The organism is Synechococcus sp. PH41509 (assembly GCF_020514285.1).
GTDB lineage: Bacteria > Cyanobacteriota > Cyanobacteriia > PCC-6307 > Cyanobiaceae > Parasynechococcus.
Genome location: NZ_VTLD01000028.1, coordinates 17,897 through 40,538 on the forward strand (window position 1 = coordinate 17,897; position 22,642 = coordinate 40,538).

23 protein-coding genes and 2 tRNA genes are annotated in these 22,642 nt (G+C 60.6%); 8 read left to right on the forward strand and 17 right to left on the reverse strand.

The window, feature by feature from the left end; translation table 11 throughout:
- Window positions 1-37 precede the first annotated feature (37 nt).
- The gene (locus tag FZZ88_RS11785) at window positions 38-925 is read left to right on the forward strand and encodes a fructosamine kinase family protein (RefSeq protein WP_166017544.1); all 888 of its coding nucleotides are present in this window, start codon (window positions 38-40) and stop codon (window positions 923-925) included.
- A 3-nt stretch (window positions 926-928) separates the two neighbouring features.
- Here the strand turns inward: FZZ88_RS11785 and FZZ88_RS11790 are convergent, their stop codons facing one another.
- The gene (locus FZZ88_RS11790; protein ID WP_166017545.1) at window positions 929-1,315 is read right to left on the reverse strand and encodes a CAAD domain-containing protein; all 387 of its coding nucleotides are present in this window, start codon (window positions 1,313-1,315) and stop codon (window positions 929-931) included.
- A gap of 10 nt (window positions 1,316-1,325) precedes the next feature.
- Between FZZ88_RS11790 and FZZ88_RS11795 the strand changes: the two genes are divergently transcribed.
- Window positions 1,326-1,853 carry a M67 family metallopeptidase gene (locus FZZ88_RS11795; RefSeq protein ID WP_166017669.1) on the forward strand — a complete coding sequence of 176 codons (528 nt, stop codon included), beginning with the start codon at window positions 1,326-1,328 and terminating at the stop codon, window positions 1,851-1,853.
- Window positions 1,825-2,961 carry a molybdopterin-synthase adenylyltransferase MoeB gene (gene moeB, locus FZZ88_RS11800; protein WP_166017546.1) on the forward strand — a complete coding sequence of 379 codons (1,137 nt, stop codon included), beginning with the start codon at window positions 1,825-1,827 and terminating at the stop codon, window positions 2,959-2,961. Before FZZ88_RS11795 ends, moeB begins: the two co-directional genes overlap by 29 nt.
- Before the next feature lie 9 nt (window positions 2,962-2,970).
- On the opposite strand, the gene FZZ88_RS11805 is transcribed toward moeB, so the two are convergent.
- Window positions 2,971-4,119, reverse strand: a complete 1,149-nt coding sequence (locus FZZ88_RS11805; RefSeq protein ID WP_115022838.1) for a cob(I)yrinic acid a,c-diamide adenosyltransferase — start codon at window positions 4,117-4,119, stop codon at window positions 2,971-2,973.
- Between the two features lie 53 nt (window positions 4,120-4,172).
- Between FZZ88_RS11805 and larE the strand changes: the two genes are divergently transcribed.
- Window positions 4,173-5,000, forward strand: coding sequence for an ATP-dependent sacrificial sulfur transferase LarE (gene larE / locus FZZ88_RS11810; RefSeq protein WP_166017547.1), 828 nt, complete (start codon window positions 4,173-4,175; stop codon window positions 4,998-5,000).
- A 16-nt stretch (window positions 5,001-5,016) separates the two neighbouring features.
- Here the strand turns inward: larE and speD are convergent, their stop codons facing one another.
- Together speD and recF are read right to left on the reverse strand one after the other, a co-directional pair.
- Window positions 5,017-5,484, reverse strand: a complete 468-nt coding sequence (speD, locus tag FZZ88_RS11815) for an adenosylmethionine decarboxylase (RefSeq protein ID WP_166017670.1) — start codon at window positions 5,482-5,484, stop codon at window positions 5,017-5,019.
- 31 nt (window positions 5,485-5,515) lie between these two features.
- Window positions 5,516-6,610, reverse strand: a complete 1,095-nt coding sequence (recF, locus tag FZZ88_RS11820) for a DNA replication/repair protein RecF (RefSeq protein ID WP_230332892.1) — start codon at window positions 6,608-6,610, stop codon at window positions 5,516-5,518.
- Window positions 6,611-6,713: 103 nt separating this feature from the next.
- On the opposite strand from recF, the gene FZZ88_RS11825 reads away from it, so the two are divergent.
- Window positions 6,714-6,787, forward strand: a tRNA-Arg gene (locus FZZ88_RS11825).
- Window positions 6,788-6,804: 17 nt separating this feature from the next.
- Here the strand turns inward: FZZ88_RS11825 and FZZ88_RS11830 are convergent.
- From FZZ88_RS11830 to FZZ88_RS11865, 8 genes are all read right to left on the reverse strand, one after another.
- On the reverse strand, window positions 6,805-7,260 hold the full coding sequence (locus tag FZZ88_RS11830; protein ID WP_166017548.1) for an N-acetyltransferase: 456 nt from the start codon (window positions 7,258-7,260) through the stop codon (window positions 6,805-6,807).
- A 6-nt stretch (window positions 7,261-7,266) separates the two neighbouring features.
- Window positions 7,267-10,296, reverse strand: a complete 3,030-nt coding sequence (gene ppc, locus FZZ88_RS11835; protein WP_370629776.1) for a phosphoenolpyruvate carboxylase — start codon at window positions 10,294-10,296, stop codon at window positions 7,267-7,269.
- Window positions 10,293-11,438, reverse strand: coding sequence for a glutamate--cysteine ligase (gshA, locus tag FZZ88_RS11840; RefSeq protein ID WP_166017550.1), 1,146 nt, complete (start codon window positions 11,436-11,438; stop codon window positions 10,293-10,295). Before gshA ends, ppc begins: the two co-directional genes overlap by 4 nt.
- A complete protein-coding gene (locus FZZ88_RS11845; protein WP_166017672.1) occupies window positions 11,435-12,952 on the reverse strand; it encodes an anthranilate synthase component I family protein in 1,518 nt (505 codons plus the stop codon). The genes gshA and FZZ88_RS11845 overlap by 4 nt, the downstream gene beginning before the upstream one ends.
- Before the next feature lie 59 nt (window positions 12,953-13,011).
- Window positions 13,012-13,443 carry a photosystem I reaction center subunit II PsaD gene (locus tag FZZ88_RS11850; protein WP_166017551.1) on the reverse strand — a complete coding sequence of 144 codons (432 nt, stop codon included), beginning with the start codon at window positions 13,441-13,443 and terminating at the stop codon, window positions 13,012-13,014.
- 102 nt (window positions 13,444-13,545) lie between these two features.
- A complete protein-coding gene (locus tag FZZ88_RS11855; protein ID WP_166017552.1) occupies window positions 13,546-14,895 on the reverse strand; it encodes a sensor histidine kinase KdpD in 1,350 nt (449 codons plus the stop codon).
- Complete coding sequence (gene rodA / locus FZZ88_RS11860; protein ID WP_230332888.1) at window positions 14,892-16,130, reverse strand: rod shape-determining protein RodA; 1,239 nt, start codon at window positions 16,128-16,130, stop codon at window positions 14,892-14,894. Before rodA ends, FZZ88_RS11855 begins: the two co-directional genes overlap by 4 nt.
- Window positions 16,131-16,132: 2 nt before the next feature.
- Complete coding sequence (locus FZZ88_RS11865; RefSeq protein WP_166017554.1) at window positions 16,133-17,209, reverse strand: Mrp/NBP35 family ATP-binding protein; 1,077 nt, start codon at window positions 17,207-17,209, stop codon at window positions 16,133-16,135.
- A 115-nt stretch (window positions 17,210-17,324) separates the two neighbouring features.
- Between FZZ88_RS11865 and hemF the strand changes: the two genes are divergently transcribed.
- Window positions 17,325-18,413 (forward strand): oxygen-dependent coproporphyrinogen oxidase, encoded by a 1,089-nt coding sequence (hemF, locus tag FZZ88_RS11870; protein WP_166017555.1) that lies wholly within the window; start codon window positions 17,325-17,327, stop codon window positions 18,411-18,413.
- Here the strand turns inward: hemF and FZZ88_RS11875 are convergent.
- Genes FZZ88_RS11875 through FZZ88_RS11885 form a run of 3 tightly spaced genes read right to left on the reverse strand, consistent with a single transcriptional unit; the run spans window position 18,410 to window position 20,253 of the window.
- Complete coding sequence (locus FZZ88_RS11875) at window positions 18,410-19,261, reverse strand: N-acetylmuramoyl-L-alanine amidase (protein WP_166017556.1); 852 nt, start codon at window positions 19,259-19,261, stop codon at window positions 18,410-18,412. The genes hemF and FZZ88_RS11875 overlap by 4 nt on opposite strands.
- 3 nt (window positions 19,262-19,264) lie before the next feature.
- On the reverse strand, window positions 19,265-19,819 hold the full coding sequence (locus FZZ88_RS11880) for a cofactor assembly of complex C subunit B (protein ID WP_166017557.1): 555 nt from the start codon (window positions 19,817-19,819) through the stop codon (window positions 19,265-19,267).
- Window positions 19,820-19,869: 50 nt separating this feature from the next.
- Complete coding sequence (locus tag FZZ88_RS11885; protein ID WP_115023011.1) at window positions 19,870-20,253, reverse strand: helix-turn-helix transcriptional regulator; 384 nt, start codon at window positions 20,251-20,253, stop codon at window positions 19,870-19,872.
- A 115-nt stretch (window positions 20,254-20,368) separates the two neighbouring features.
- On the opposite strand from FZZ88_RS11885, the gene FZZ88_RS11890 reads away from it, so the two are divergent.
- A complete protein-coding gene (locus tag FZZ88_RS11890) occupies window positions 20,369-21,013 on the forward strand; it encodes a ribonuclease D (RefSeq protein WP_115022859.1) in 645 nt (214 codons plus the stop codon).
- Between the two features lie 2 nt (window positions 21,014-21,015).
- On the opposite strand, the gene FZZ88_RS11895 is transcribed toward FZZ88_RS11890, so the two are convergent.
- Both FZZ88_RS11895 and FZZ88_RS11900 read right to left on the reverse strand, forming a co-directional pair.
- Window positions 21,016-21,273 (reverse strand): hypothetical protein, encoded by a 258-nt coding sequence (locus tag FZZ88_RS11895; protein ID WP_115023012.1) that lies wholly within the window; start codon window positions 21,271-21,273, stop codon window positions 21,016-21,018.
- Window positions 21,274-21,292: 19 nt separating this feature from the next.
- Window positions 21,293-22,513, reverse strand: coding sequence for a lipid-A-disaccharide synthase-related protein (locus tag FZZ88_RS11900; RefSeq protein ID WP_166017673.1), 1,221 nt, complete (start codon window positions 22,511-22,513; stop codon window positions 21,293-21,295).
- Window positions 22,514-22,567: 54 nt separating this feature from the next.
- On the opposite strand from FZZ88_RS11900, the gene FZZ88_RS11905 reads away from it, so the two are divergent.
- Window positions 22,568-22,638 (forward strand) — tRNA-Cys (locus FZZ88_RS11905).
- Window positions 22,639-22,642 lie beyond the last annotated feature (4 nt).

The window sequence follows — 22,642 nt, forward strand, 5'->3', positions numbered from 1 at the left end:
ATCGAGCCATGCTGGCAAGAGAGGGGGCCTGATGAGGATGAACAGCGAACTGCGCCTCGAACTCACAGCGGAGGGTGGCCCGTTGGCGGGGGCTGACATCGCTGATGTCTCGCCCGTGGGTGGCGGTTGCATTCATCAGGCCTGGAAACTACTTCTCAGTAATGGCCAGGTGTTGTTTGCCAAAAGCGGCGGCTTAAGCGCGCTGCCCCTCTTTGAGGTGGAGGTGGAGGCCCTTGAGGCCTTGCATGCCCATGCAGACAACACGTTTTTGGTTGTCCCGCAGCCCTTGGCTCTGGCAGCACTGCCCCATGGTGCGGCGCTGCTGTTGCCTTGGTTGGATTGTCGTGGCAGTGACCAAGCAGCCCTCGGCCGGGGGTTGGCACTGCTGCACCAGTCGTCCATGGCATCCAGCCCAGCACGTTTCGGCTGGCACCGTGATGGTTTCATCGGTGCTGGTTCCCAGCCGGGTGGTTGGCGGGGCGATTGGGGATCTGCATTTGTGGAGTTGAGGCTGCGCCCCCAACTCGAGGCCCTTGATGGGTTGAATCAAGCTTCAATCGACTTGGACCCATTGTTGTATCGCCTTGCAGAGCACCTGAATGAGCATCAACCGCGTCCTGCGTTGGTGCATGGCGATCTATGGGGTGGGAATGCCGCCAGCCTCGCCGATGGACGGGGAAGCATTTTTGATCCCGCCAGTTGGTGGGCTGATCGGGAAGTCGATCTGGCCATGACCCAACTGTTCGGGGGCTTCGGGGAAGAGTTCCGATCTGCCTATCGGAAGGTGCTTCCTGAGGTTCCAGGCGCTGACGGTCGGGTGGAGATCTACAACCTGTACCACCTGCTCAACCACGCCAATTTGTTTGGGGGCGGTTATATCCACCAATGTCGAGCCAGTCTTAGCGAACTGGCTCGACTGCTTTGAGGATCAGCCCAGGTACTCCTGTCGGAGTGTTTGAACACGCTGAACGAGGGCGTTGCGCTTGTCGCTGGTGGTCAGGTTCTGCCAGCTCCATTGGCCGACCACGACCAAGCCGAGCAGTTCAAGTAGCCCCGGAACGATCGGTAGGAGATTGATCGTGTCCAGGATGCCCTTGATCAGAATCTGGGCAATGATGACGGCGGCAAAGATGCCAACGATCTTGCCGATGCGTCCCATCTGACTCCAGTCGACCTGGTCAAGGGTGTCGTTCACCTTGCCCAGAACGTCGCTGTAGCGCTCAGCAAAGGAGGTGGTGTCTTCCTGAGCAGGAGTGTCGATGGGTGTCGTCACAGTTGTGTCGGCATCCTTGACTTCAGTGGGGGCGTCACTCATGGAAACGACCATGTCATTCGCTATTTCAGCTGAGGGTATCGGTGAGACGCGATATACGCCATCCGTGCTGCAAATTGATTACCGATGCCACACGGATCTGTGCTGCACGCTCCTGGCACCTCACCCCGAGGAGGGTTGTGCATTGCTGCTTGGCGAACGGGTCTCGCCAGGGATCTTGAGACTTCAAACGGCCTGGCCCTGTTGCAATGTCTGGGGGCGAGGAGGATCAGAGCAGCAGCCCGTCATCGGCCGCCGCCGCAGATTTCTGGTGGACCCCAGAGAACAGCTTGCAGCGCAGCGTTGGGCTCGTGCACGTCATCAACGTTGTCTTGGCGTGGCCCACTCCCATCCGGCTTCCCCCGCAGTGCCATCTCATCACGATCGGCTTTGGGGAGAGACTGAAGGTCTGATGCTGATTCTTTCGGCTTCTGTTGGGTTGCGAGCCTGGTGGCTGCATGGCGACCGCACCGTGGATGAAATTCCCATCCAGCTTTGGGACACTCACAACCATGCAGGACCAATCGATACTGAGTGCTGATGAGCGGGGTCGCTATGCCCGCCATCTGATCCTTCCCGAGGTTGGCTCGGCAGGACAGCTCCGGCTGAAATCTTCGTCTGTGCTGTGTGTTGGCAGCGGGGGGTTGGGATCTCCTCTGCTGCTTTATCTGGCTGCGGCAGGCGTTGGCCGCATCGGAATCGTGGATGGTGATGTGGTGGAGCTCTCCAATCTTCAGCGTCAGGTGATCCACAGCACAAGTGGGGTTGGTCGTTCCAAGGCTCGTTCGGCAGCAACTCGAATCCATGAGCTCAACCCCCACTGCCAGGTCGATGTGCACGAACACATGCTTGATGTGGACAACGCCTTGGATCTCATCGGTGCCTATGACCTGGTGTGTGACGGCACGGATAACTTCCCCAGTCGCTATCTGATTAACGACGCCTGCGTGTTGCTCGGCAAGCCTCTCGTTTATGGCTCCGTGCAGCGCTTTGACGGCCAGGTCAGCGTGTTCAACCGCACGCCGATGAGCCCTAACTACCGCGATTTGCTCCCAGAACCTCCCCCGGCTGAGTCTGTTCCGTCTTGTGCAGAGGCTGGGGTGATGGGCGTGATGCCGGGGCTGATCGGTCTGCTTCAGGCCACGGAAGCGATCAAGCTGATTACGGGGATTGGTTCCTGTCTGGATGGTCGGCTGCTGGTAGTGGATGCCCTGGCGATGCGATTTCGGGAACTCACCCTCCGCGTTGATCCCGATCGACCGAAGATTGAAAGCCTGGTTGACTACCGCGACTTCTGCCGTCCGGCGTCATCGGAGATGGAATCCATCAATGTCATGGAGCTGAAGGCCCTGCTCGACTCCGCTCCAGGCGAGATTGTGCTTGTCGATGTACGCAATCCCGCTGAGGCAGAGGTGGCGTCGATTGATGGCAGCCATTTAGTCCCGTTGGCCTCATTGGAAAGTGGAGAGGCGATCGATCGAATCCGCTCCCTTTCGGAGGGTCGGCGCCTTTTGGTGCACTGCAAACTCGGGGGGCGCTCTGCGCGTGCCGTTGAGCTGTTGGGGCAGCAGGGCATCGCGGCCACGAATGTGACAGGCGGGATTGATGCCTGGTCGCAGCAGGTGGATCCTGGGGTTCCTCGATACTGAACCCCAGGGTTAGTAATCCACCCCTCGCTTGAGATCGACACCCTGTTCGGCGTAGTGCTTGTGGCACACCATCTCTGAATGGATGCTCGCTAGATCGAAATAGGCGGGAGGGTTTTTGCAGCGACCGGTAATGATCACTTCGGTTTCCGCCGGTTTTCGGAGCAGTGTCTGCAGTATCGGTTCGACCGGCAGCAGCTCTAAGTCCACTGTGGGGTTCAATTCATCGAGGATCACGGTCTTGTAGAGGCCACTTGAGATGGCAGCCCTTGCGATCTCCCAGGCCCGCTCGGCTTCCACGTAGTCAATCGGTTCCTGCTGGCCCCGCCAGACGATCGCATCACGGCCGGAGCGGAGGTGGTCCACCAGATGGGGATAACTCTCGCGAAGGGCGGCGATCGCCGCGTCTTCGGTGTAGCCGCTCCCGCCTTTCAGCCATTGCAGGATCAGAACCCGATGGCTCTTGTCTTGGCTGATGCCCCGACCGATGGCCTGCAGGCCCTTCCCGAGCGCACTGGTCGATTTCCCTTTGCCTTCCCCGGTGTAGATCTCGATGCCGCTGCTCACATTGAGAGGCACGACCCGGTTGTCGTTCATGCCCGGACGGCGATGGGCCCGCATCTCGGAGTGGAGGTCGGCTTCACGCACCAATGGGGCAGGTGCGGCCCGACCGGTGACGATGATTTCCATCCCCTCCGGCCGGTTGCTGAGGGTGCGGACCACATCCTCAAGATCCAGCAGGCCGAGGTCCAGCACAGGATTGAGTTCGTCCAGCACCACCACTGAGTAGAGGGCACTAGCGATGGCGCCTTTGGCGATCACCCACCCCCGCTGAGCTTCCTCTCTGTCGAAGCGGGTGGCTTCCTCCGCCGTGAAGTGGTCGGCCCTTCCGGTGCGTAGGTGGTCGATCAGGTGTGGGAAGCCCTGCTGCAAGGCTTCGATGGCCGCATCCTCGTCGTAGGCACGGCCGGGACCCTTGAGGAAGCGCAGCAGCAGTACACGGGTCTGCCGCTGCTCGCAGATGCCGAGTCCGATCGTGCGAAGAACAACCCCAAGGGCGGCTTGGCTTTTGCCCTTGCCCTCGCCGTCATAAATGTGCAGCTGTCCATGGCTGCGCTCGCGACTGTCCGCTGCGGTGACGATGCCGATGCTTTGAGGCATGGGGGCGGCTCTTACCGTTGGAGCCTACAGAGATCAAACGATTTTCCCCGCTGATGTTTCGGTTGCAGGAGCCTTTGGCGGATCGTGAGCAGCAACAGCTGGCTGAATTGCGGCAATGGATGGATGCGCAGTCAGCCCTGTGTGTGGCGTACTCCGGTGGTGTCGACAGCACCCTTGTGGCGGCGATGGCCTACGAAGCCAAGGGCGATGCCGCCCTGGCGGTAACGGGGGTCTCTCCGGCCCTGGCGCCGCATCTGTTGCGGGAGGCGCGTAATCAGGCCTCGTGGATTGGCATTCCGCATCGGGAGTGTGCAACGACCGAGTTAAACGACCCCGACTACAGCAGCAACCCGGTGGATCGCTGCTTTGCCTGCAAGCGTGAACTGCACCACCACCTTCAGCCCATTGCTGCGGAGGCTGGTGATGCGTTGGTGATTGATGGGGTCAATCTCGATGACCTCGGTGATCACCGACCCGGCATTGCCGCGGCACGAGAGGCAGGGGTTCGCTCCCCCCTGGCTGAATTGTCGATCAACAAAGCAGCGATCCGTTCCCTGTCTCGGGCCCTCGGTTTTCCCTGGTGGGACAAACCAGCGCAGCCTTGCTTGGCGTCTCGCTTCCCCTACGGCGAAAGCATCAGCGCTGAACGGCTGAAGCGGGTTGGACAGGCGGAAGCCTGGTTGATCGCCAGGGGGTTCAGCACCGTCCGCGTTCGATCCCATGGGCTCGCGGCACGGATTGAGGTGCCCAGTGACCGGATTCGCGCTGTGCTCGCGCTCGCGGAGAGAGAACCTCTGGTCGAGGCCTTTCGCTCCCTTGGTTTCACCTCCGTCAACCTTGACCTCGAAGGTCTGGTCAGCGGCAAGTTGAACCGCCGCTGAACTCTTGCCGGTCTGTTCAGCTGGGGAGCTGGGTCGGTGTCTCGACGGGTTCTCTCACTCCACTGGCAATAGCTGCAGGCGTTTCGCGCAGAAAGCTTTTCAGCGCATGGCGTTTCGCTTGAAGCTCCGTGCAGAGAATCGCGCAGGCCTGCTCCGGCATGGTGTGGTCACCACAGGTGAACACATCAACGGCTGCGTAGCCGGATTCCGGCCAGGTGTGGATGGAAATGTGGGATTCCGCCAGCAGGGCCAGACCCGTGACCCCCTGGGGCTGGAATTGATGGGTGATCAGGTTCAGCAGCGTTGCGCCAGCGCCTTTGGCTGCTGAGGTGATCGTTGTGCGGATAAAGGCTTCGTCGTCGAGCCGGTTTGGATCGCAGTCGTAGAGCTCGAGAATGCAGTGTTTACCGACCATGTCGGTGGCATGAATCTCAGTTGTCCCCCATCCCGGGTTGGGATGCAGTTCAGAGAGGGTCTGCTCCATCAGGCGATGAGAGAAAAACAGGTCCGCCACCCTATCTGATGTTCAGGTCTGGTCTCAGGTCTCTTGCTCCGAGAATTTGGGCCTGCTGCTGCCAACCGCCGCCAAAGCCTTCGAGGTGGGTGGCGCTCACCAGGCATTGATGCGATTCGCCCACGGCTTCGAGCAGGAGCTGCTGCCGGGTTGGATCCAGTTCGGCGAGCACATCATCCAGCAGCAGCAGCGGTGGCTCTCCGCACAACTGGGTCACCAACTCCAGTTCAGCCAGCTTTAGTCCCAGCACCAGCGACCGCTGCTGGCCGGCGGAACCAAACCGACGAGCCGGACTGCCGCCTAAGAGCAGCGCGATTTCATCCCGGTGTGGGCCCACGCGGCAGTTGCCGAGGCGTTCCTCGTCGTCTCGCTGCTTGCGAAGTTGCTCTTCGATGGCGAGTCGCCATGGTTCTTCAGCGTCTTCTCCGTCGAGTCGGCTGCCGGGCTTGTATTGCAATTCCAGAGCTTCTGTCCCACCACTGAGGTGGGTTTGCCAGCGCTGGGCGATTGGTTCCAGCCGTTGCAGGGCCCGTTGACGCCGACGGTGAATTCTGGTGCTGACCAGCGCCATCTGGACGTCAAAAGCGTCGAGCAGCGCATGGCGTTCGGCGCTGGGGGTCTGTCTCTGGCGCCAGAGCTGGCTGCGTTGTCGCAACAACCGGTTGAGCCGTGCCATCAGATCGGCATAGACCGGTTCGAGCTGCAGCACGACCCGGTCAAGCCACTGCCGGCGTAGGCCGGGTTCGCCTCGCACCAAATCAAGATCCAGGGCGCTGAAGCCGATGCAGCGCAGCGGACCAATCAGGTCTAGCTGCCGATCAAGCAGCTTTCCGTTCCGCTTGGCCTGCCGCCCTCCCTGGCGACGAAGTTCCAGTTCCAGACGATCACCATCCCCCACGTCTGCACGGATCAGGGCCTGGGGTTTGTCCCACTGGATGAGATCCCGATCATTGCTGCAGCGATGGGAGCGGAGGCTGCCCAGCAACTCAACCGCCTCGAGCAGGTTGGACTTACCAATTCCGTTGGGTCCGATCACCAGCAAGCGCTGCTGCGTCAGTTCAAGCTGCAGAACGGTGTGGTTCCGGAAGCCCTGCAGCTGGAGCCTGTGTAGCCGGATGGGTGCAGGGGCGAACAGTGAGTAAGGTACTTGTATCGGGTCGGTTGCCGCTCGATATCACTGCGGCTTACCGCCGATCAGTGGGCATGTAGCTCAGTTGGATAGAGCATCAGATTCCGGTTCTGAGGGTCGGGGGTTCGAGTCCCTCCATGCTCGTGTTTGACCTCAATGTCTCAGCTCAGGCTGAGTCCCATGGCTCGGATGCCATTGGGATCAATCAGAAAACCTTGCTCTTTGAGAGCCTGCAGTGCATCTGCTGGTGCCGAGATCGAAAGGCTGCAGCCTGGTAGATCCCGACGCAGGATTTGCAGGGCACGATGCACCAGCACAGCGAAGAGGATCGCTTGGTTTGGCCCCGGTTTCGCTGCCAAATTCCAAAGATTGGCGTTGAGGGCTAGATCACTCGTGGCCCGCACAAATCCAATCAGTTCCCCATTCGACTCATCCAGGATGCTGATGTGCCACAGACTGCGCTGAAGGGCGAGCTCCCAGCGTTCTGCCGGATGGGTTGATTCCCCACAAGACATCAGCAAGGTGTTGAGCTGTTCAGACGTTGGAGGGGTCGATGTCTCAAGTCGCGTGCCCTGGGGCAACGGTGGAATCGAGGGTTGTTGAAGGAACGACAGCACAGTGGCTCAACCGGTGTTGCGCATGCCGGCTGCAATGCCATTGAGGGTGAGCAATGCACCCCGAAGCAGCTCACTGCGGCTGTAGGTGCGTGTGTCTTCGGGCGCTCCCGGGGTTTCGCTCATGGGCGGTTGCCGGTTCTGATCACGCAGTCGCTTCAGCAGCGCAACCTGGAGAAAGCCCAGGGGAACGATGGTGCGATTGCGCAGATCAACGGACAACTGCAGCCCTTGATCAGCTCCCAGCAGTCGGTTTTGTCCCGTGATTTCCAGCACCAGCTTGCGGGTGAGTTCGTATTCCTTGGCGATCACCTGGAAGATCGCTTCAAAGGCCTCTCGCTGTTCGGGGTGCCCCAGGCTGTTCATGTAGTGATGAGCCAGGTCGAGATCCACCTTGGAGAGGGTCATTTCTACCTTTGAAATGAGCATCCGGAAGAACGGCCAGCGTTGATGCAGGCGGCGCAGCAGATCGAGTTGTTCGGAGTCGCTGCCCACTTCTTCCGACAGAGCTGTGCCGAAGCCAAACCAGCTCGGCAGAAGAAATCGGCTCTGGGTCCAACCGAAGACCCAGGGGATCGCCCGCAGACTGGACAGGTCTTTTGCGCCTGTTTTGCGTCGGGCCGGTCTGCTGGAGATCTGCAGTTTGCTGATTTCCTCGATCGGAGTGACTTGCTGGAAGAACGCCACCAGATCGGGATTGTCGTGAACCAAAGCCCGGTAATGCTCCCTTGACCGGGTGGCGAGGCGACTCATCAGCTGATTCCAGCTTGGCGTCGCATCCAGCTGGTTGGTGACCAGGCTGTTCTGAACCACGGCCGTGGTCACGGTCTCCAGGTTGTACAGCGCCAACTCGGGCAGGCTGTACTTGGAGTTCAGTACCTCACCCTGTTCGGTGATTTTGATCCGGCCCTGCAGCGTGCCGCTGGGTTGGGCCAGGATCGCCTGGTAAGCCGGCCCTCCTCCACGACTGACAGACCCACCGCGGCCGTGGAAGAGGCGAAGCGCCACATCCTGGCGGCTGGCGAGTTCCTGAAGTGCGATCTGAGCCTGGTGAATCTCCCAGTTGCTGGAGAGAAAGCCGGAATCCTTGTTGCTGTCTGAGTAGCCCAGCATGAGCTCCTGCAGCGGCTGTTTCTGTTGGCCTGCAACCGGTAGGAGTTCGCGGTAGAGCGGCGTTTTAAACAACCCCTCCATCACCGCGGGGGCCCGTTGGAGATCCTCCACGGTTTCGAACAGCGGCACCACCAGTAGGGAGGCCCGTTTGTTCGGAGGGTCCACCAGACCCGCCTCTTTCGCCAGCAGCAGAACCTCCAAAAGATCCGATGCCGTGTGGCTCATCGAAATCACATAGGAGTTGCAGATCCGCTGGCCGAATTCTTCCTGGAGGCGCTGCAGCATTCGGAATACCGCCAACGTCTCTGATGTCGGCGCTGACCAGCTGGTGGCTGGCGGAATCAGGGGCCTGCGGGTCTGCAGTTCCTGGAGGAGCCATGCCATCCGCTGCGTTTCATCCATGTCCCCGTAGGCCTGGGGCAGTTCCAGGTTGCGGGTGAGTTCATCGATCGCATCGCTGTGGCGGGTGCTCTCCTGACGGATATCAAGGCTGGCCAGCGAAAACCCAAAGATGTGCACCTGGTGCAGCAGCGTGTCGAGCTGTTCGCAGCTCAATTCGGTGCTGACGAGGCTGTTGCGGACCAACTCCAGGTCACTGCGGAACTGATCCACCGAGGTGTAGTGGAGAACATCGGCTCCGCCGAGTCCGTCCTTGGGATCGGTCAGGGCTTCACAGGGCATCTGCCAGCCCGCCTCCGACAGCTGATTGTTGCGGGCGAGCGTGCGCTCAAGCTTTTCGAGCACGTAGCAGAGCTTCAGCCGGTAGGGCTCCAGTCGGTATCGAGCTGCTCTGCGCTCGTAGATCTCCGGGAACCGGAGCCGATCCATCTCCAGCGACTCCAACAGTGATGGCGCCACCTGACTCCACTGCATGGAGATGCTCAGTTGCTGGCGTAGAGATTGGACGGAGTGGATGTACAGCTCCAGCATCAGCTGACGCTGGTAACAGGCTGTTCGCCAGGTGATGTCGGGTGTCACTGAGGGGTTGCCGTCCCGATCGGAACCCACCCAGGAGCCAAATGTGCAGAAGGATGCCTGGGGGACCTGGACATCGGGGTAATGCCGATGCAAAGCAGTGATCAGCCTCTTACGCAGTTTCGGCATCGCGTCAAACAACACCTGCTGGAAGTAGTGCAGGGTCGAATCCACCTCATCGATCACGGTGGGTTTGAACTGGTGGAGTTCATCGGTCCGCCACCACAGTCGGATTTCCTCTTCCAGTTGGTCGCGACACTCCTCGCGCAGCTGATTCGCGAGAGGGTTGTCTGATTGAAGTTGCTGGAGCAAGTTGGCCACACGTCGCTGCTTGTGACGCACTGTGTGCCGAACGATCTCCGTGGGATGGGCGGTGAACACCAGACGGATATCCAGCTCCCGCAGCAGGTGCTCCACCTGCGCGGGGGGGACGTTCATCCGACGCAGCCGCTCGAAGACTTCTCCAAAGGTGGCTGGATCAGTCTGATTGGCGAGAGGGGGCGCAAAGGGATCAAAGGCGTCCCGTTGAGCCGATTCAGCACTGAGATTCGGTCGCAGGCTATCGAGATAGCTGTCTTCCTCGATCCGTTGCTCAAGGATGTTGATGAGCTGGAAATAGAGCGAAAAGGCGCGGGCCGCGGAGATGGCTTCTGAAAGATCCATGGCTCGGATCAGCTCGACGATCGCCTCGCTCGTGCTGTCGCCGTCCCGGCCCTCTAAGGAGACAGGATCACTGAGTTGTTTGAGTCGCAGCAGCCGTTCGCTCTGCTCCGGTGGACACTCACTGCGCAGCACCGTCTTCCAGAGGTCTTCAATCAGATCCAGACGGTGCTGAAGAAGCTGCCCGGCACCGGATGCACCACCGTTGAAGCGTGCTGTCTCGTTGTCGGAGACATGGGTGGTGGACTCGGGCATGAAGTCTCCACGCTGCGACGGACTCAACATGATCATCCCAAACAGGGTTCCTCGGTGGTGATCTGTTGTTCTTCCTGCTGCATCAGCTGGATCCCCTCCCGAAGCAAGTCATCGATGGATTGGCCCCGGGCATGAGCCGCTTCCCAGCGCATCGCCTGGTTGCCGTGGGTCAGCAGTGCATCCAACGGCTTCAAATAAGCACCGAGCTGGAGGGATTCGGCGAGGGGAGCGAGCTCATCAAGCAGCTCCTCAAGCCAGTCCTTGCAGGTGATCGCACGGCCATCCCGCCAATGCTTGAGTTCAGCGTTCAGGCTTGATTGAGAAACGGCTGCATCATTGCTGTCAGCCAGCTGGGCCAGCTCATCCGCGGATAGGACGCTGTTGCAAAGGGGATCGAGGCGATTCATGTCCTCTCTGAGGGCCAGAAGCCGCAGCTCAAGCAGGCAGGTGATCGCCAGCAGCTCATGGGGATTGGTGATGAGATCACAGATGCGTAATTCCAGTCGGTTGAGGTCGTACGGGCGTCGCGGACCATTGGGACGAACGGACGTCCATAGGTGACGTTCGTTGCGCATGGCCCCCGTGGCCAGTTGCTCCTCCACCCACTGGATGTAGTGGTCGTGATCCCGAAATAAGGGAACCGATTGCGGCGTTAGGGGGAATTGATGCCATCTCTGGGAGTGGTGGCTTGTGCTGCGCCCATCCAGAAAGGGGGAACTGGCGCTCATGGCGAGCAGGAGAGCCGCCTCGCAGCGCACGAGCCGGACCGCTGCAAACAACCAGTTCAGATCTGTGATGCCGAGGTTGATGTGAATGCTGGCCGTCACGACCCTGGTGCCGTAAAGCCGCTCGATGAGAGCGTGATAAGCATTGCCGGGGTCCGAGCGTTCGAACCGGCTGCTGTCTCCCAAACTCATGGTGCTGCCTGGAAGAAGCGTGAGCTCCCGCTCGTGCAACCACCGCCTTAATTCCCGTCGGGGAGCAAGCAGTGCCTCGGGGAGTTCGGCGTAATCCCTGATCGGGTCGGTGACGTATTCGAGATTGCGACAGTCCGGTTCTGTTACGAAGCCAGTTAGTTCCCTGGCAACGTCGGTGGCGACGCCGACGTTGGCTCCGTTGGGCTGACCGGTGAACAGTTCGACCTCGAAGCCTTTCAGTAGAAGGTGTTGTGCTGTCATCCCGGCGGGTTCAGGCAAGCCAGTGCTGTCAGCATTCCCCGTGCTTTGTTCAGGGTTTCCTCGAATTCAGCCGTCGGTTGTGAATCGGCAACGATGCCGGCCCCGGCCTGTACTTTGACCCGGCATCCCCCACCGTCTCGTGGTTGCACCACCATGGTTCGGATCGTAATGGCCGTGTTGAGGGCTCCGGCCAGATCGACGGATCCATAGACCCCGGAATAGGGGCCGCGCGCATCGGGCTCAAGCGTATGGATGAGTTGCATGGCACGGATCTTCGGTGCGCCGCTGACGGTGCCGGCTGGAAAGGCCGCCATCAGCAAATCCCACACATCGTGCGTCGGGGCCAGGCGTCCTTCGACTTGGCTGACGATGTGCATGACGTGTGAGTAGCGCTCGATCACCATGAGGTCTTGCACCGCCACGCTTCCGGGTTGGCAGACCCTGCCGAGGTCATTGCGTCCCAGGTCAACCAGCATCACGTGCTCAGCGCGCTCTTTGGGGTCGGCCAGCAGATCAGCTTCCAGCTCTCGATCTTCTAGTGGCGTGGCTCCCCGTGGCCGGGTGCCCGCGATGGGCCGCAGGCTGGCATGGATGCCATCTGCGGCAGGCTCGGCTTGAACCATCACCTCCGGGCTTGAGCCGATCAGTTGCCAGTCTCCAAAGTCGAAGAAGGCCATGTAGGGAGATGGATTCACCATCCGCAAACTGCGATACAGCTCCAGGGGCGACTGAGGAACGTCGGTCTCAAGGCGCTGACTGATCACCAGCTGAAAGACATCGCCGGCCGCGATGTGTTCTTTGGCAGTGTCGACGGCGGCTTCGAATTCATCGCGGCTGCGGTTGGAGCGCACTGCGGGCAGTTCTTTGCTTCTGCCATCCCAGGTCAGCGGTTGGACGGCCGGAAGAGGTGCATCCATCTGTTGGCGCAGGTCGTCAATCCGTTCGATAGCGGTCCGCCAGGCCTGTTCCTCATCCGCGCCATTGGATAAGTCGCCGAAGGCGACGGCGGTGATCTGCCGTTTCACCTGATCAAAGATCAGGAGCGCGTCCATCAGCATCCAGATCCCGTCCGGGGGATCGGATGCGGCTCGGGGATGCACCGCAACGGTTGGTTCAATCCATTGGATCAGTTCGTAGCCCCAAACGCCATAGAGCTGTCCCAGAGGGGGCAAGCCCGGAAGGTTGACGCAGGCGTAAGGCGCTAAGCAGTCGCGGAGTGATTCAAACGGGTTGCCGGAGAAATCATCTGTATGACCGTCGCGCCAGGTGCGTGTCAGACAGTCATTCCTGGCTGATGCTGTCCAGAGGGGATCGCAGGCGATCACACTCCAGCGACCAAGGGTTTCGCCTCCTTCGACGGACTCCAGCAACACACCTGGAGGCCTACCCTCTCCCACCTTGATCCAGGTGGTGAGCGGTGTTTCAAGATCTGCGGGCCAACTCTGAGCCAGAGGGATCAGGTTGGCACCATTGCAAGCCGCCTGATGAAAGGCGTCGCGATCGGGACTGAACATCTCCAGATCATCGCAGCCAAGCCCGGAGATCACGACCTCCGGGCTTGGGGATTGATCGATCAGGCGTCGAAGGTGTTGCGGCCGCTGAACTTGATGTTGGCAGGATTGACGTTTTCGCCGATGCGACGAGCGTTGTGCCCCACCATGGAACGTCCTTCGTTCACCTTCTCGGGGAAAACACCATCCTTGGGATGCAGGAACTCGGTGTCACCACCTGGGTAGATCCGGTAGATCTTGTAGTCCTCGATCCGGGGCTTGAATTTTGTGCGCAGCTGGGTGCCGAGGGCGAGGCACTGCTCTTTGCGGGCGAAATACATTAGGTTTTCGCCTGAGTTCATCAGGGCAGCTCCACCGGTGGGGAGCTCGAAAGCCTGTTCTGTTTTGCTGGTCCAGGTGATCGCGTATTTCTCTTCAGTCTCTGCTGAGTTCAGAAGGCCGCCAGTGCTGGCGATGTGCTGAGGAAGCTGACCATTCAACGCCGTTGCTGCCATGGCTGAAGGAATCCACAAGAGCCGTTACGACTGGAAAGTAGCACCGTCATCGGGCGCTCTTTTGTTCTCCGAAAGCAAGCTTCACACCCGACAACATATTGATCAGTTTCCTGGGGTGTGAACGGGGAAGAAAACGGTGATGTCGCGATCACGTCTGGACTGATAGCGCCCCCCCAGGCTGGCCATCATTTGGCGGGTTGCATCCTGACTCAACTGCAGACTTCCAGTGCTGGGATCCCAGCTCAGGACGGTCCCTACTTCCTCGTGTTGGGGAGCTGTGCCGGGCTCGGTGGCTGAGGTTCTGTTGGGATGCTCCACATGGAGTTGAAGCTTCACTCGCGGGCCCGCCGCTTGGAGATGAAGTGTCAGCTGACTGCAGGGGGCTAGCCCTCTGGTGCAGCGGTCGATCAGACCTCCCAACATCGGTTCCAGCCGTCGGGAGTCACTGAGAATGGCCGGCAGGTCAGCGGTGAGGTCCAGCTCAAGGGTGATCCCTCTCCGATCCAGTTGCTCCGTCCAGCTGGGTGCAAGGGCGGTGAGGATGGCATGTAAATCCGTGCGGGCCAAATTGGCTTCATTGGGTTCCCGTTGAAGCTCGGCGGCATGGAAGATCAGGCCAAAGCGGTCGATCTGTTCGCTGCATTCAACATCGATCTGACGCAAGCGTTTCACGACGATTTCGGGCAGATCCTTCCGCCGCAGCAGAGATCGGATCAATGTTCTGATCGTTGCCAGAGGGGTTCTCACCTCATGGGTGATGGCTTCCAGCAAGTTCAGATCGCCATGGCTGGGGTCTTCTGGCGGGCGCTCGGCCTGGATGGGTTGCAGCATCAGCCCCGGGGCTGTCCCGGTGAGTCGTTCTGTGAGGCGGGGCCAGAACTGTTCTGACCAGGACCCATTGCCCTGCAGGGTGCCGATGGATTCGAGCGCTTTTCGCAGCTGATCGGCCTCTGCTGGTGACTGATGCTCCAGTCGACGCCCTAGCTGCAGCAGGACATCACTGAGTGTTTCCGGGTCAGAACGCATCAGCAACTGACGTTTCTGGGCGGGGCCGTGCAGGGCCAGGGCGACTTGGACCTCGGGCGTGATCACTAGCAGCAGGGGATCGTCCCCGTCATCGCGGCGCAGTGACAAGCGTTGGCATCCCTGCAGCGTGCCTGGCTCATCGCTGCTTGATCGTCCAGGCAGTGCCGTTGGATGAGGACTCAATTGATCCAGGCGCTCTGGAGCCCAGACCCATCCCTGCAGATGTTTCAGCAACTCCGGCTCGTAGAGAGCTGGCAGGGGCGACGCCAGCCAGATTCCACGCTGAATGCCGCGATCTAGCAGGTCCTGTTGCAAGGTCTCCAGAGCTGCCCACCAAAGCCGTCGGACACCGATCTCGTCGCAACGACCCTGGGGCACATCCTGCGCCAGTCGTTGCCGCAGGTCGGTAAAGGTTGGCCCGGTCAACGGAGTTGTGCCAAGGAGCGACGGCTCTGCCGAACCACGGACAGGCAGAGGCCGAGGGCGATGAAATTCACAACCATCGCTGAGCGTCCATAGCTCAGAAAGGGCAGGGGGATTCCAGTGACAGGGCCCAGGCCAATGGTCATGAAGATGTTGACCACCACTTGAAACATCAGCATCGTGCCGATTCCGATCACCACGAGCGATTCGAAGTCGGAACGGGCATTTCGCGCGACTTGAAGCAACCGCGCCATCAATGCAGCAAAGCCAAGAACCACGAGGAGGCACCCAACAAACCCCATCTCCTCGCCTAGCGCGCTGAAGATGAAATCGGTGTGCTGTTCGGGAATGAACCGCAGTTTGGTTAGTTGCCCTTGAAGCAGGCCTGTCCCCAAGACGCCGCCTGAACCGATGCCCACGGTGCTCTGCAGGAGGTGATACCCCCCACCGAGGGGATCCTTGCTGGGGTCAAGGAACAGCACCAAACGATCGCGTTGGTAGTCCTTCAGGCCATGCATCCACAGCCATGGCGTCACTGCAGCCATGGCGCTGTGGATGGCCAAGGTTGCTGTTGCCGCCAGGCGTTTCCAGGGCAGAGAGCGGTAGGCGACAACGACCATCAGTGGAATCCAGATCCCCATTGCCCAGGGGAGAAGCCCTGAGAGAAGGGCAGTCACCAGCGGTGACAGCAGAAGAATCACCCACTCAATCGGCATTCCCGACCAATAGAGCATCGTGAGCATCAGGGCGCCGAACACAAGGGATGTGCCCAGATCAGGCTGCATGAACACCAGGAGCCAAGGCACGGCGATCACGCCCAGCGGGCGCATGAGATCGATCGGTCGTTCTACGGGATGCCGCGATAAGACCGCTGCTACAAGCAGGATCGCGGCGATCTTGGCAAATTCCGACGGCTGAACATGACCCCCGCCGATGCTGATCCAGCGTTGGGCCCCCAGCGCCGTGGTTCCAATGACCCGTACCGCTAGCAGACTGATCACGGTCAGGCCATAGAGGGGAACCAGCAGCGGTCGTAGCCGCTGTAGTGGCAAGCGTTCTAGTCCCAGCGCAAGCAGCACCCCAAAGGCCGCGGTGATCCAGTGGTGATACCAGTCGGCGTAGTCCGCCTGGCGTTGTGTGCTGGCGATCAGCACCCCGGCGATGGCGATCATCCCGATCGGAACACCCCAGAGCACCCACTCCCGGTGCGATCTGCGGCGGTCACGTCGGCTGAACATCGTCAGGCGGGCTGGCTGACGGCCTTCCGCACTGCATCTGCGAGCCCGTTGAACTCTGCGGCGCTGGCTGATTCGCTGCGATTGATCACGATCGGCCGTCCTGTGTCTCCACCTTCCTGCACAGGCATTTCCATCGGAATTTGGGCCAGAAGAGGAACGTCGTAGTCGGAGGCGAGTTGGGCTCCGCCGCCACTGCCGAAGAGGGCATAACGGCAGTCGGGACGATCCGGAGGAATGAAGGCGCTCATGTTCTCCACCACGCCGAGGACGGGAATGCCCATCTGCCGGAACATGGCAAGCCCCCTTCGCGCATCTTGCAGCGATACCTGCTGAGGTGTGGTCACGATCACAACTCCTGCCATCGGAACTGCCTGGGCCAGGGACAACTGCGCATCACCGGTGCCCGGCGGCAGGTCGACGACCAGAACATCCCTCTCACCCCATTCGGCCTGGTAGAGAAACTGACGAATGATGCCGTTGAGCATGGGGCCACGCCAGATCACGGGCTGGTGATCATCGATCAGCAGACCCATGGACACCATGGCGATCCCGCAGGTTTCGATCGGGACGATCCGCTGCTGATCCCCGCTCCCCTGCACCTCCGGTGTTTGATCGGCCACACCCAGCATGGTTGGTGCGTTGGGTCCGTAGATATCGGCGTCAAGGAGCCCCACCCGCAGGCCGGTCTGGGCGAGTGCGCAGGCCAGATTGACGGCCACGGTGCTCTTGCCGACGCCTCCCTTGCCGCTGCTCACAGCGATCACCTGGCGGACTCCTGGGATTGACTGACGTTCAGCCGGCTGTCCGTGGCCTGCTTGGCCAATTCCCCCCTGGCTTGGTGGTTGGCCGATCTCGATCTGGACGTCGTCGATGCCGTCGATGCTCATCAGAGCTTCCCGTGCCTCGGCCACGATTCGGTCTCTCTGACCTTGGGCGAAGCCAGGAAGGCCGAGGCGAAACACGGCCCGCGGCGGACTGATGCGGATCTGTTCGATCCAGCCGAGCTCCAGTGCCGATTTGCCACTGCCGGCATCTTTGACTTGCTGGAGGGCGTGGTTGGCCTGCTCGACCGGGTTCATCAGTTTCATGAGGGCAAGCCGGATCCTAGGGGCGTCGCCCGTGACAGTCCCTCACGGATGCTTGTCCAGGCCTGGGGTGACTTGGTTAGGTTTCGATGTCTTCAGTCTCTGACACATGGTCCGCTCCCTGATTCGCCGCGTCCTCGGACGCCAGGACGTGGGTGTCAGCAACTCCACCCTCGAGCTTCCCCCCAGCGACTCCAGAGATCGGGCTCGGGCAATGGTGATGGGGCTTCAAGACGAGATCTGCGCTGGTCTGGAAGCTCTCGATGGTGAAGGCCGCTTTGCAGAGGAAAGTTGGATAAGGCCTGAAGGGGGTGGTGGCCGCTCCCGGGTGATGCGTGAGGGCCGCGTCTTTGAACAAGGCGGCGTGAATTTCTCAGAGGTTCAAGGGAAAGAACTGCCCCCATCCATCCTCAAGCAGCGTCCGGAGGCCAAGGGTCATCCCTGGTTCGCCACGGGAACGTCGATGGTGCTGCATCCGCGCAACCCCCATATCCCGACGGTTCACCTCAATTACCGCTACTTCGAAGCTGGCCCGGTGTGGTGGTTTGGAGGGGGCGCCGACCTGACCCCCTATTACCCCTTCCTCGAAGATGCTCGCCATTTTCATCGCACCCATCAGGCGGCCTGTGATTCGGTTCATCCGGATTTGCACAAGGTCTTCAAGCCCTGGTGCGATGAGTACTTCTTTTTGAAGCACCGTGGTGAGACCCGCGGCGTCGGCGGCATTTTTTACGACTATCAAGACGCCAACGGCACGCTTTACAAGGGACAGGACCCGGCGGGCCCAGCCGCTCAGGTGTCTGCACGTTTGGGGGCCAGGCCATTGAGCTGGGAGCAGCTGTTCGCGCTCGGCCAGGCCAACGGCAGAGCCTTCTTGCCCTCTTATGCACCCATCGTTGAGAAGCGTCACCCGATGGCTTATGGCGACCGCGAGAGAGAGTTCCAGCTCTATCGCCGTGGCAGGTACGTGGAATTCAACCTGGTCTGGGACCGCGGCACGATTTTCGGATTGCAGACCAATGGGCGTACGGAGTCGATCCTGATGTCTCTGCCCCCGCTCGTGCGCTGGGAGTACGGCTACACCGCAGAGGCCGGATCAAGGGAGGCCTTGCTGACCGAGCTGTTCACCAAGCCTCAGGATTGGCTTGGGGATCCCACCCTCGAAGACCGCTGCCGCCCTCATGGAGCGATCAACTAACTGACGCCCTCAACGAGCGCGTTCACCACCCGTTCAGCCAGGCAGGTCACGGTTTGCTCCCTTGTTCTCGGATCTCTGAGCTTCGTTTCGAGGGGGGGTTCAAGCATGGCGATTTCAAGAATCCCGATGCCGCGCCTTGGGCCTCCAAGGCCTCCCCGAAAATTCCGTGGGAATCGCCCAAAGGCCTGGGCCAAGCTTTCATCGACGACATTGAGTGCACGCACGTTCGCGAGAACGGGAATCAGGCCTGAGCCGAAGCCATGGGGCCGGTAGGCGTCGAAATGGATCTCTAGTACATATTCCCCGCGTTCGGAAAACACTTTGGCTTTCGACCAGTTGGTGGAAGGGTGGTTGTCGTTCGCGATGGTGATTGAGGGAGGGGTGTAAGACCGGATGTTCAAGCCACGTGCTTTGCCTTGGCTGACAACAGCAGCCTGAACCTCGCGGTTCCAGAACAGCTCATCCCGAATGCCCGGTTGCATCGGCGGACGGTTTTGCTGATCCACGGCATAACCCGGTGTTCCGGGACTGGCGGTGCCCTGGGAGTCGGCGTGTCCTGCCATGACGACGATCGGCAAGTTGGTTTGAACAGGGCTGCTACCGACCCAGCTCCCGGATTCCTTCGTGCGCGGGCCCAGCAGCGGGTCTGGCGTGGCGGGCGCGGGACAGGGTTTTGGCTCTGGCGGTGCCGGCGCTAGTTGCTCTGCTGGTTGCTCTTTCGACCCTGGTGCGCTCAGCCAATTGCGCTGTTCAGCAGCCTTGGTCATGGCGAGCGTCACCAGGGACAGCCCTGTGATGGCAAGGCCTGTGGCAAAGCGACGCCGTTGAATCCAGGCCGGCAGACGCATGGTTCAGATGGGGGAGGAGAGCAGGGATCCATCACTGGCGAGTTCAAGGGTCTCGGCCAGTTCCAGTTCGATCGCGATCAATTCGTCGCGATGGGCCCGCAAGCGAATGGCGCTGCCTTCTCCCTCTGGAGGAGGTAGCAACTGCAGTTCTAAGGCTTCTGTGCGTGAGGCTCGCCGTGTGTAAAGAGCTCCGGCCATAGGTCCGAAGCCAATCAACAGCAGGGGCCACCAGTGCAGTTGTGGTGACAGCTGACGCAGAACCAGGGCGAAGCAAGCGGAGCCGATGGCAGCCAGTAGAGACAGCAGGACGGCCAGGGGTTGGCTGGATGCCACCTTCCCCTTAAAGCGGAGCACCTGCCGCTCTGCATCTCCGCCATCTCGGCTCCAGCCGCGAGCCTCCAGCCAAGCGCTGAGCCCGTCGAGAACGGTCAAGGGCGGTTGGGGAGACATCACATCCACAACAGTGGTTCGGTCTTTGCTTGCTGCCCGCAGGAAGAACACCAGGCCAATCGCCAGCAGAACGGTCAGCAGGAGAGTGGATTGGAATCCTGCAGGCATGGCATCCCGATCGTGATGAACCTTTTTAAGCCTTTCGCAGGCTGAATCGCTTAGTTCAACGCGAATCGGTGTGCGTCCAGCCAGCTGCGCCAGGGGGCCATGAGTCGCTCGGCTTCATTGCGGGCATCCGATTGAAGATGCAGCATGCGCCGTGGTCGTCCACGACTCGGGCAGCGTTGGGTGTAGCTGCTAATTGAGCCCTGTTGCTCGAGAAAATCCAGAGCCTGCTGCAGCACGGTTTCAGAGAGCCGCAGTTGTGGCTCTTCCTGGATCAATTTCTGCAGGAGCGCGGAGGGATAGTTGTCGTCTTTGAGCAGGCACTCAAGGATCCAGCAGACAGCCAGTTCCAGGTCGAGAAATTGTGGCGGTGGCTGGTGGAAGTACTGCTCGATGTCTGCCAGGCAGGTGCGCGATGGCTTTCTGCGGGAGAACACAGGCGAGGGATAACTCCCCCAATCAAATGCGATCTCATTTCGAGATTCAAGAGGAGAGTCTTGAGACTTGCTTTAGAGGCGGTTGGCCACACTGGCCATATCCATCCTTGAAGCCATGGCTGAGCAGTCCTCGTCCCCTGCGGAATTCGCCGTCTTTGATCGCGATCTCGATGCAGCTTGGACGGAGCGCTATTTGCAGTGCCCGCGGCTTGCGGTCGATACCGAAGCGATGGGATTGATCCATGGCCGTGACCGGCTTTGTCTTGTTCAAATTGCGGACGCAGAAGACCGTGTCGCCTGCGTCCGCATTGGCTTGGGTCAGACCGAGGCGCCCAACCTGAAGCGCCTGTTTGAGGCCTCCACTGTGGAGAAGGTGTTTCACTTCGCACGGTTTGATGTGGCAGCTCTCGCCGCCGGTCTGGGGATTGCGGTGGATCCTGTCTTCTGCACCAAGGTCGGGAGTCGGCTCGGGCGGACCTACACCCCCCGCCACGGTCTCAAGGATCTGGTGATGGAATTGGTGGGTGTTGAGCTTGATAAGGGCGCCCAGAGCAGTGATTGGGGCCGTGTGGACGAACTCACGGATGCTCAGCTGGCCTATGCCGCTAACGACGTCCGATATCTCTTGCCGGCCCGGGAGCGTTTGGAACAGATGCTGCGACGGGAAGGGCGCTGGGATCTGGCTCAGCGCTGTTTTCAATGCGTTCCGGTGGTTGCCGAGTTGGACCGGCAGCGTTTTCACCAGATCTTTGAGCACTGAAGTCAGTCTTCAAGCATGAAATTGCCATCTCCTTCGCTGTGCTCCAACAACGTGTTCAGCTGACGGGCGTGCTCACCGTTGTCGTTGTCGAGGGCGGCCAGCATGGATTCAGCCGTCGCCCGTCGCCCCTGCACATCGCGATGACCTTCACGGGCCGCGGCTTGCTCGACCTGGCGACGGGCGCTGGCGAGGCTGATGCTCAATCGACTCGCCAGCTGAGCGCAAAGTTTGACGAGGGTGGGGTCTTGAATCGCAGCCATCGCATCCAACCGGGGGTCTTCAGTATCCGTTGAAGCGATCCAGGATGAGGCGTGCCAGCTGATCGCTCCCTCCTGCAGGTCCCATCCGCTGAGCACCGATTCGTCCCAAGTGGGAGCGGAGTGCCGGGTCATCCAGGAGGTATTCGAGCCGTCTGGTGAGCTCGTATTCGTCAGAGCACGGACGAACCGCTCCCCCCAACAGGCGGCTCTGACGGCGGGCGAAGCCTGGCTTGAACTGTGGTCCTCGTCCCGGCAGGGACAGGGCAGGAATGCCTAGCCCTACCAATTGTTCTGTCGCCGTTCCAGCGGTGGCGATGCCGGCTTCCGCCCAGCCGGCCCATTGATCAAAGCAACCTCGCCCGATCAGTACCAGGCAGGCTCCTTTCACCCAGCACGCTTCGGCACCCAGTTGGTCCGAAGGCGGCAGGCTGCGTCGAAAACCCAGTTGTTCAAGACTGTCGCTCAGGGCCTCTGCATCGGGTTGGGCGCCGACGGCCACGAGCAGTGCCATCGGCACACGGCCGGACAGCGCCATGGCGCTACGCACCAACCGCTGCAGGTTGCGCTGGGCCTCTGGCATGCGACTGCCGCAGAGCAGGAGCACCCGTCGGCAGCGTTCTAGGGCTGACGGCAACGGATGAATCCGTAGGCCATCCATCATCGGATTGCCCGGAGACAGAGCATCCACTCCTTTGCGGCGCAGGCCACGGGCCGTGAGGCGATCACGCATGGCCACAACTCGACAGCGCCGCGAGCGCATCAAGCTCCATTCCCAGGGATCCCATTCACTGCCTTTGAGCAGGTGGTAGCAGTCGCTTCTTGCCCGTCCGGGCCCGCTGCGCCAGGTGTAGTCGCTCTTGGGGGTGCCGATGAAACCAAAAGGGGAGCCACTGCTCCAGGCCATCAGCAGCGGCAGCAGATCGCCGACGGCAACGATGGGTTGGTGGTGATGACCCAGGCGGCGCACCAGGCGCCACTGGGTCCAGCTCAGGGTTGGGAGGCCAGCGCTGAGGTCAGCCAGCAGTCCCCGCAGGCTTTGGTTGCTGAAGCCACCGCTTGGTAGAGCCGCTTTCGGCCCCATGCGCGTTAACCATCCCTGCTGAACCGCAGCATCAAAAACACGGCCCGTTCCCACCAGAGGAAGCACGGATAGGGAAAGTCGGGGAGCACGTCGATGGACGGCCTGGATGATCCGCAGGGTGATCAGGTCTTCGCCGTGGCCGTTGCAGAGAAACAGCAGAGAGCCAGGGGCATGGCTGATACGATCCCCTGATGGGAGCGGCTGTTCCCCAGCGGCGGCATGGCCAAGTGGTAAGGCAGAGGATTGCAAATCCTTTATCCCCAGTTCGAATCTGGGTGCCGCCTTTGA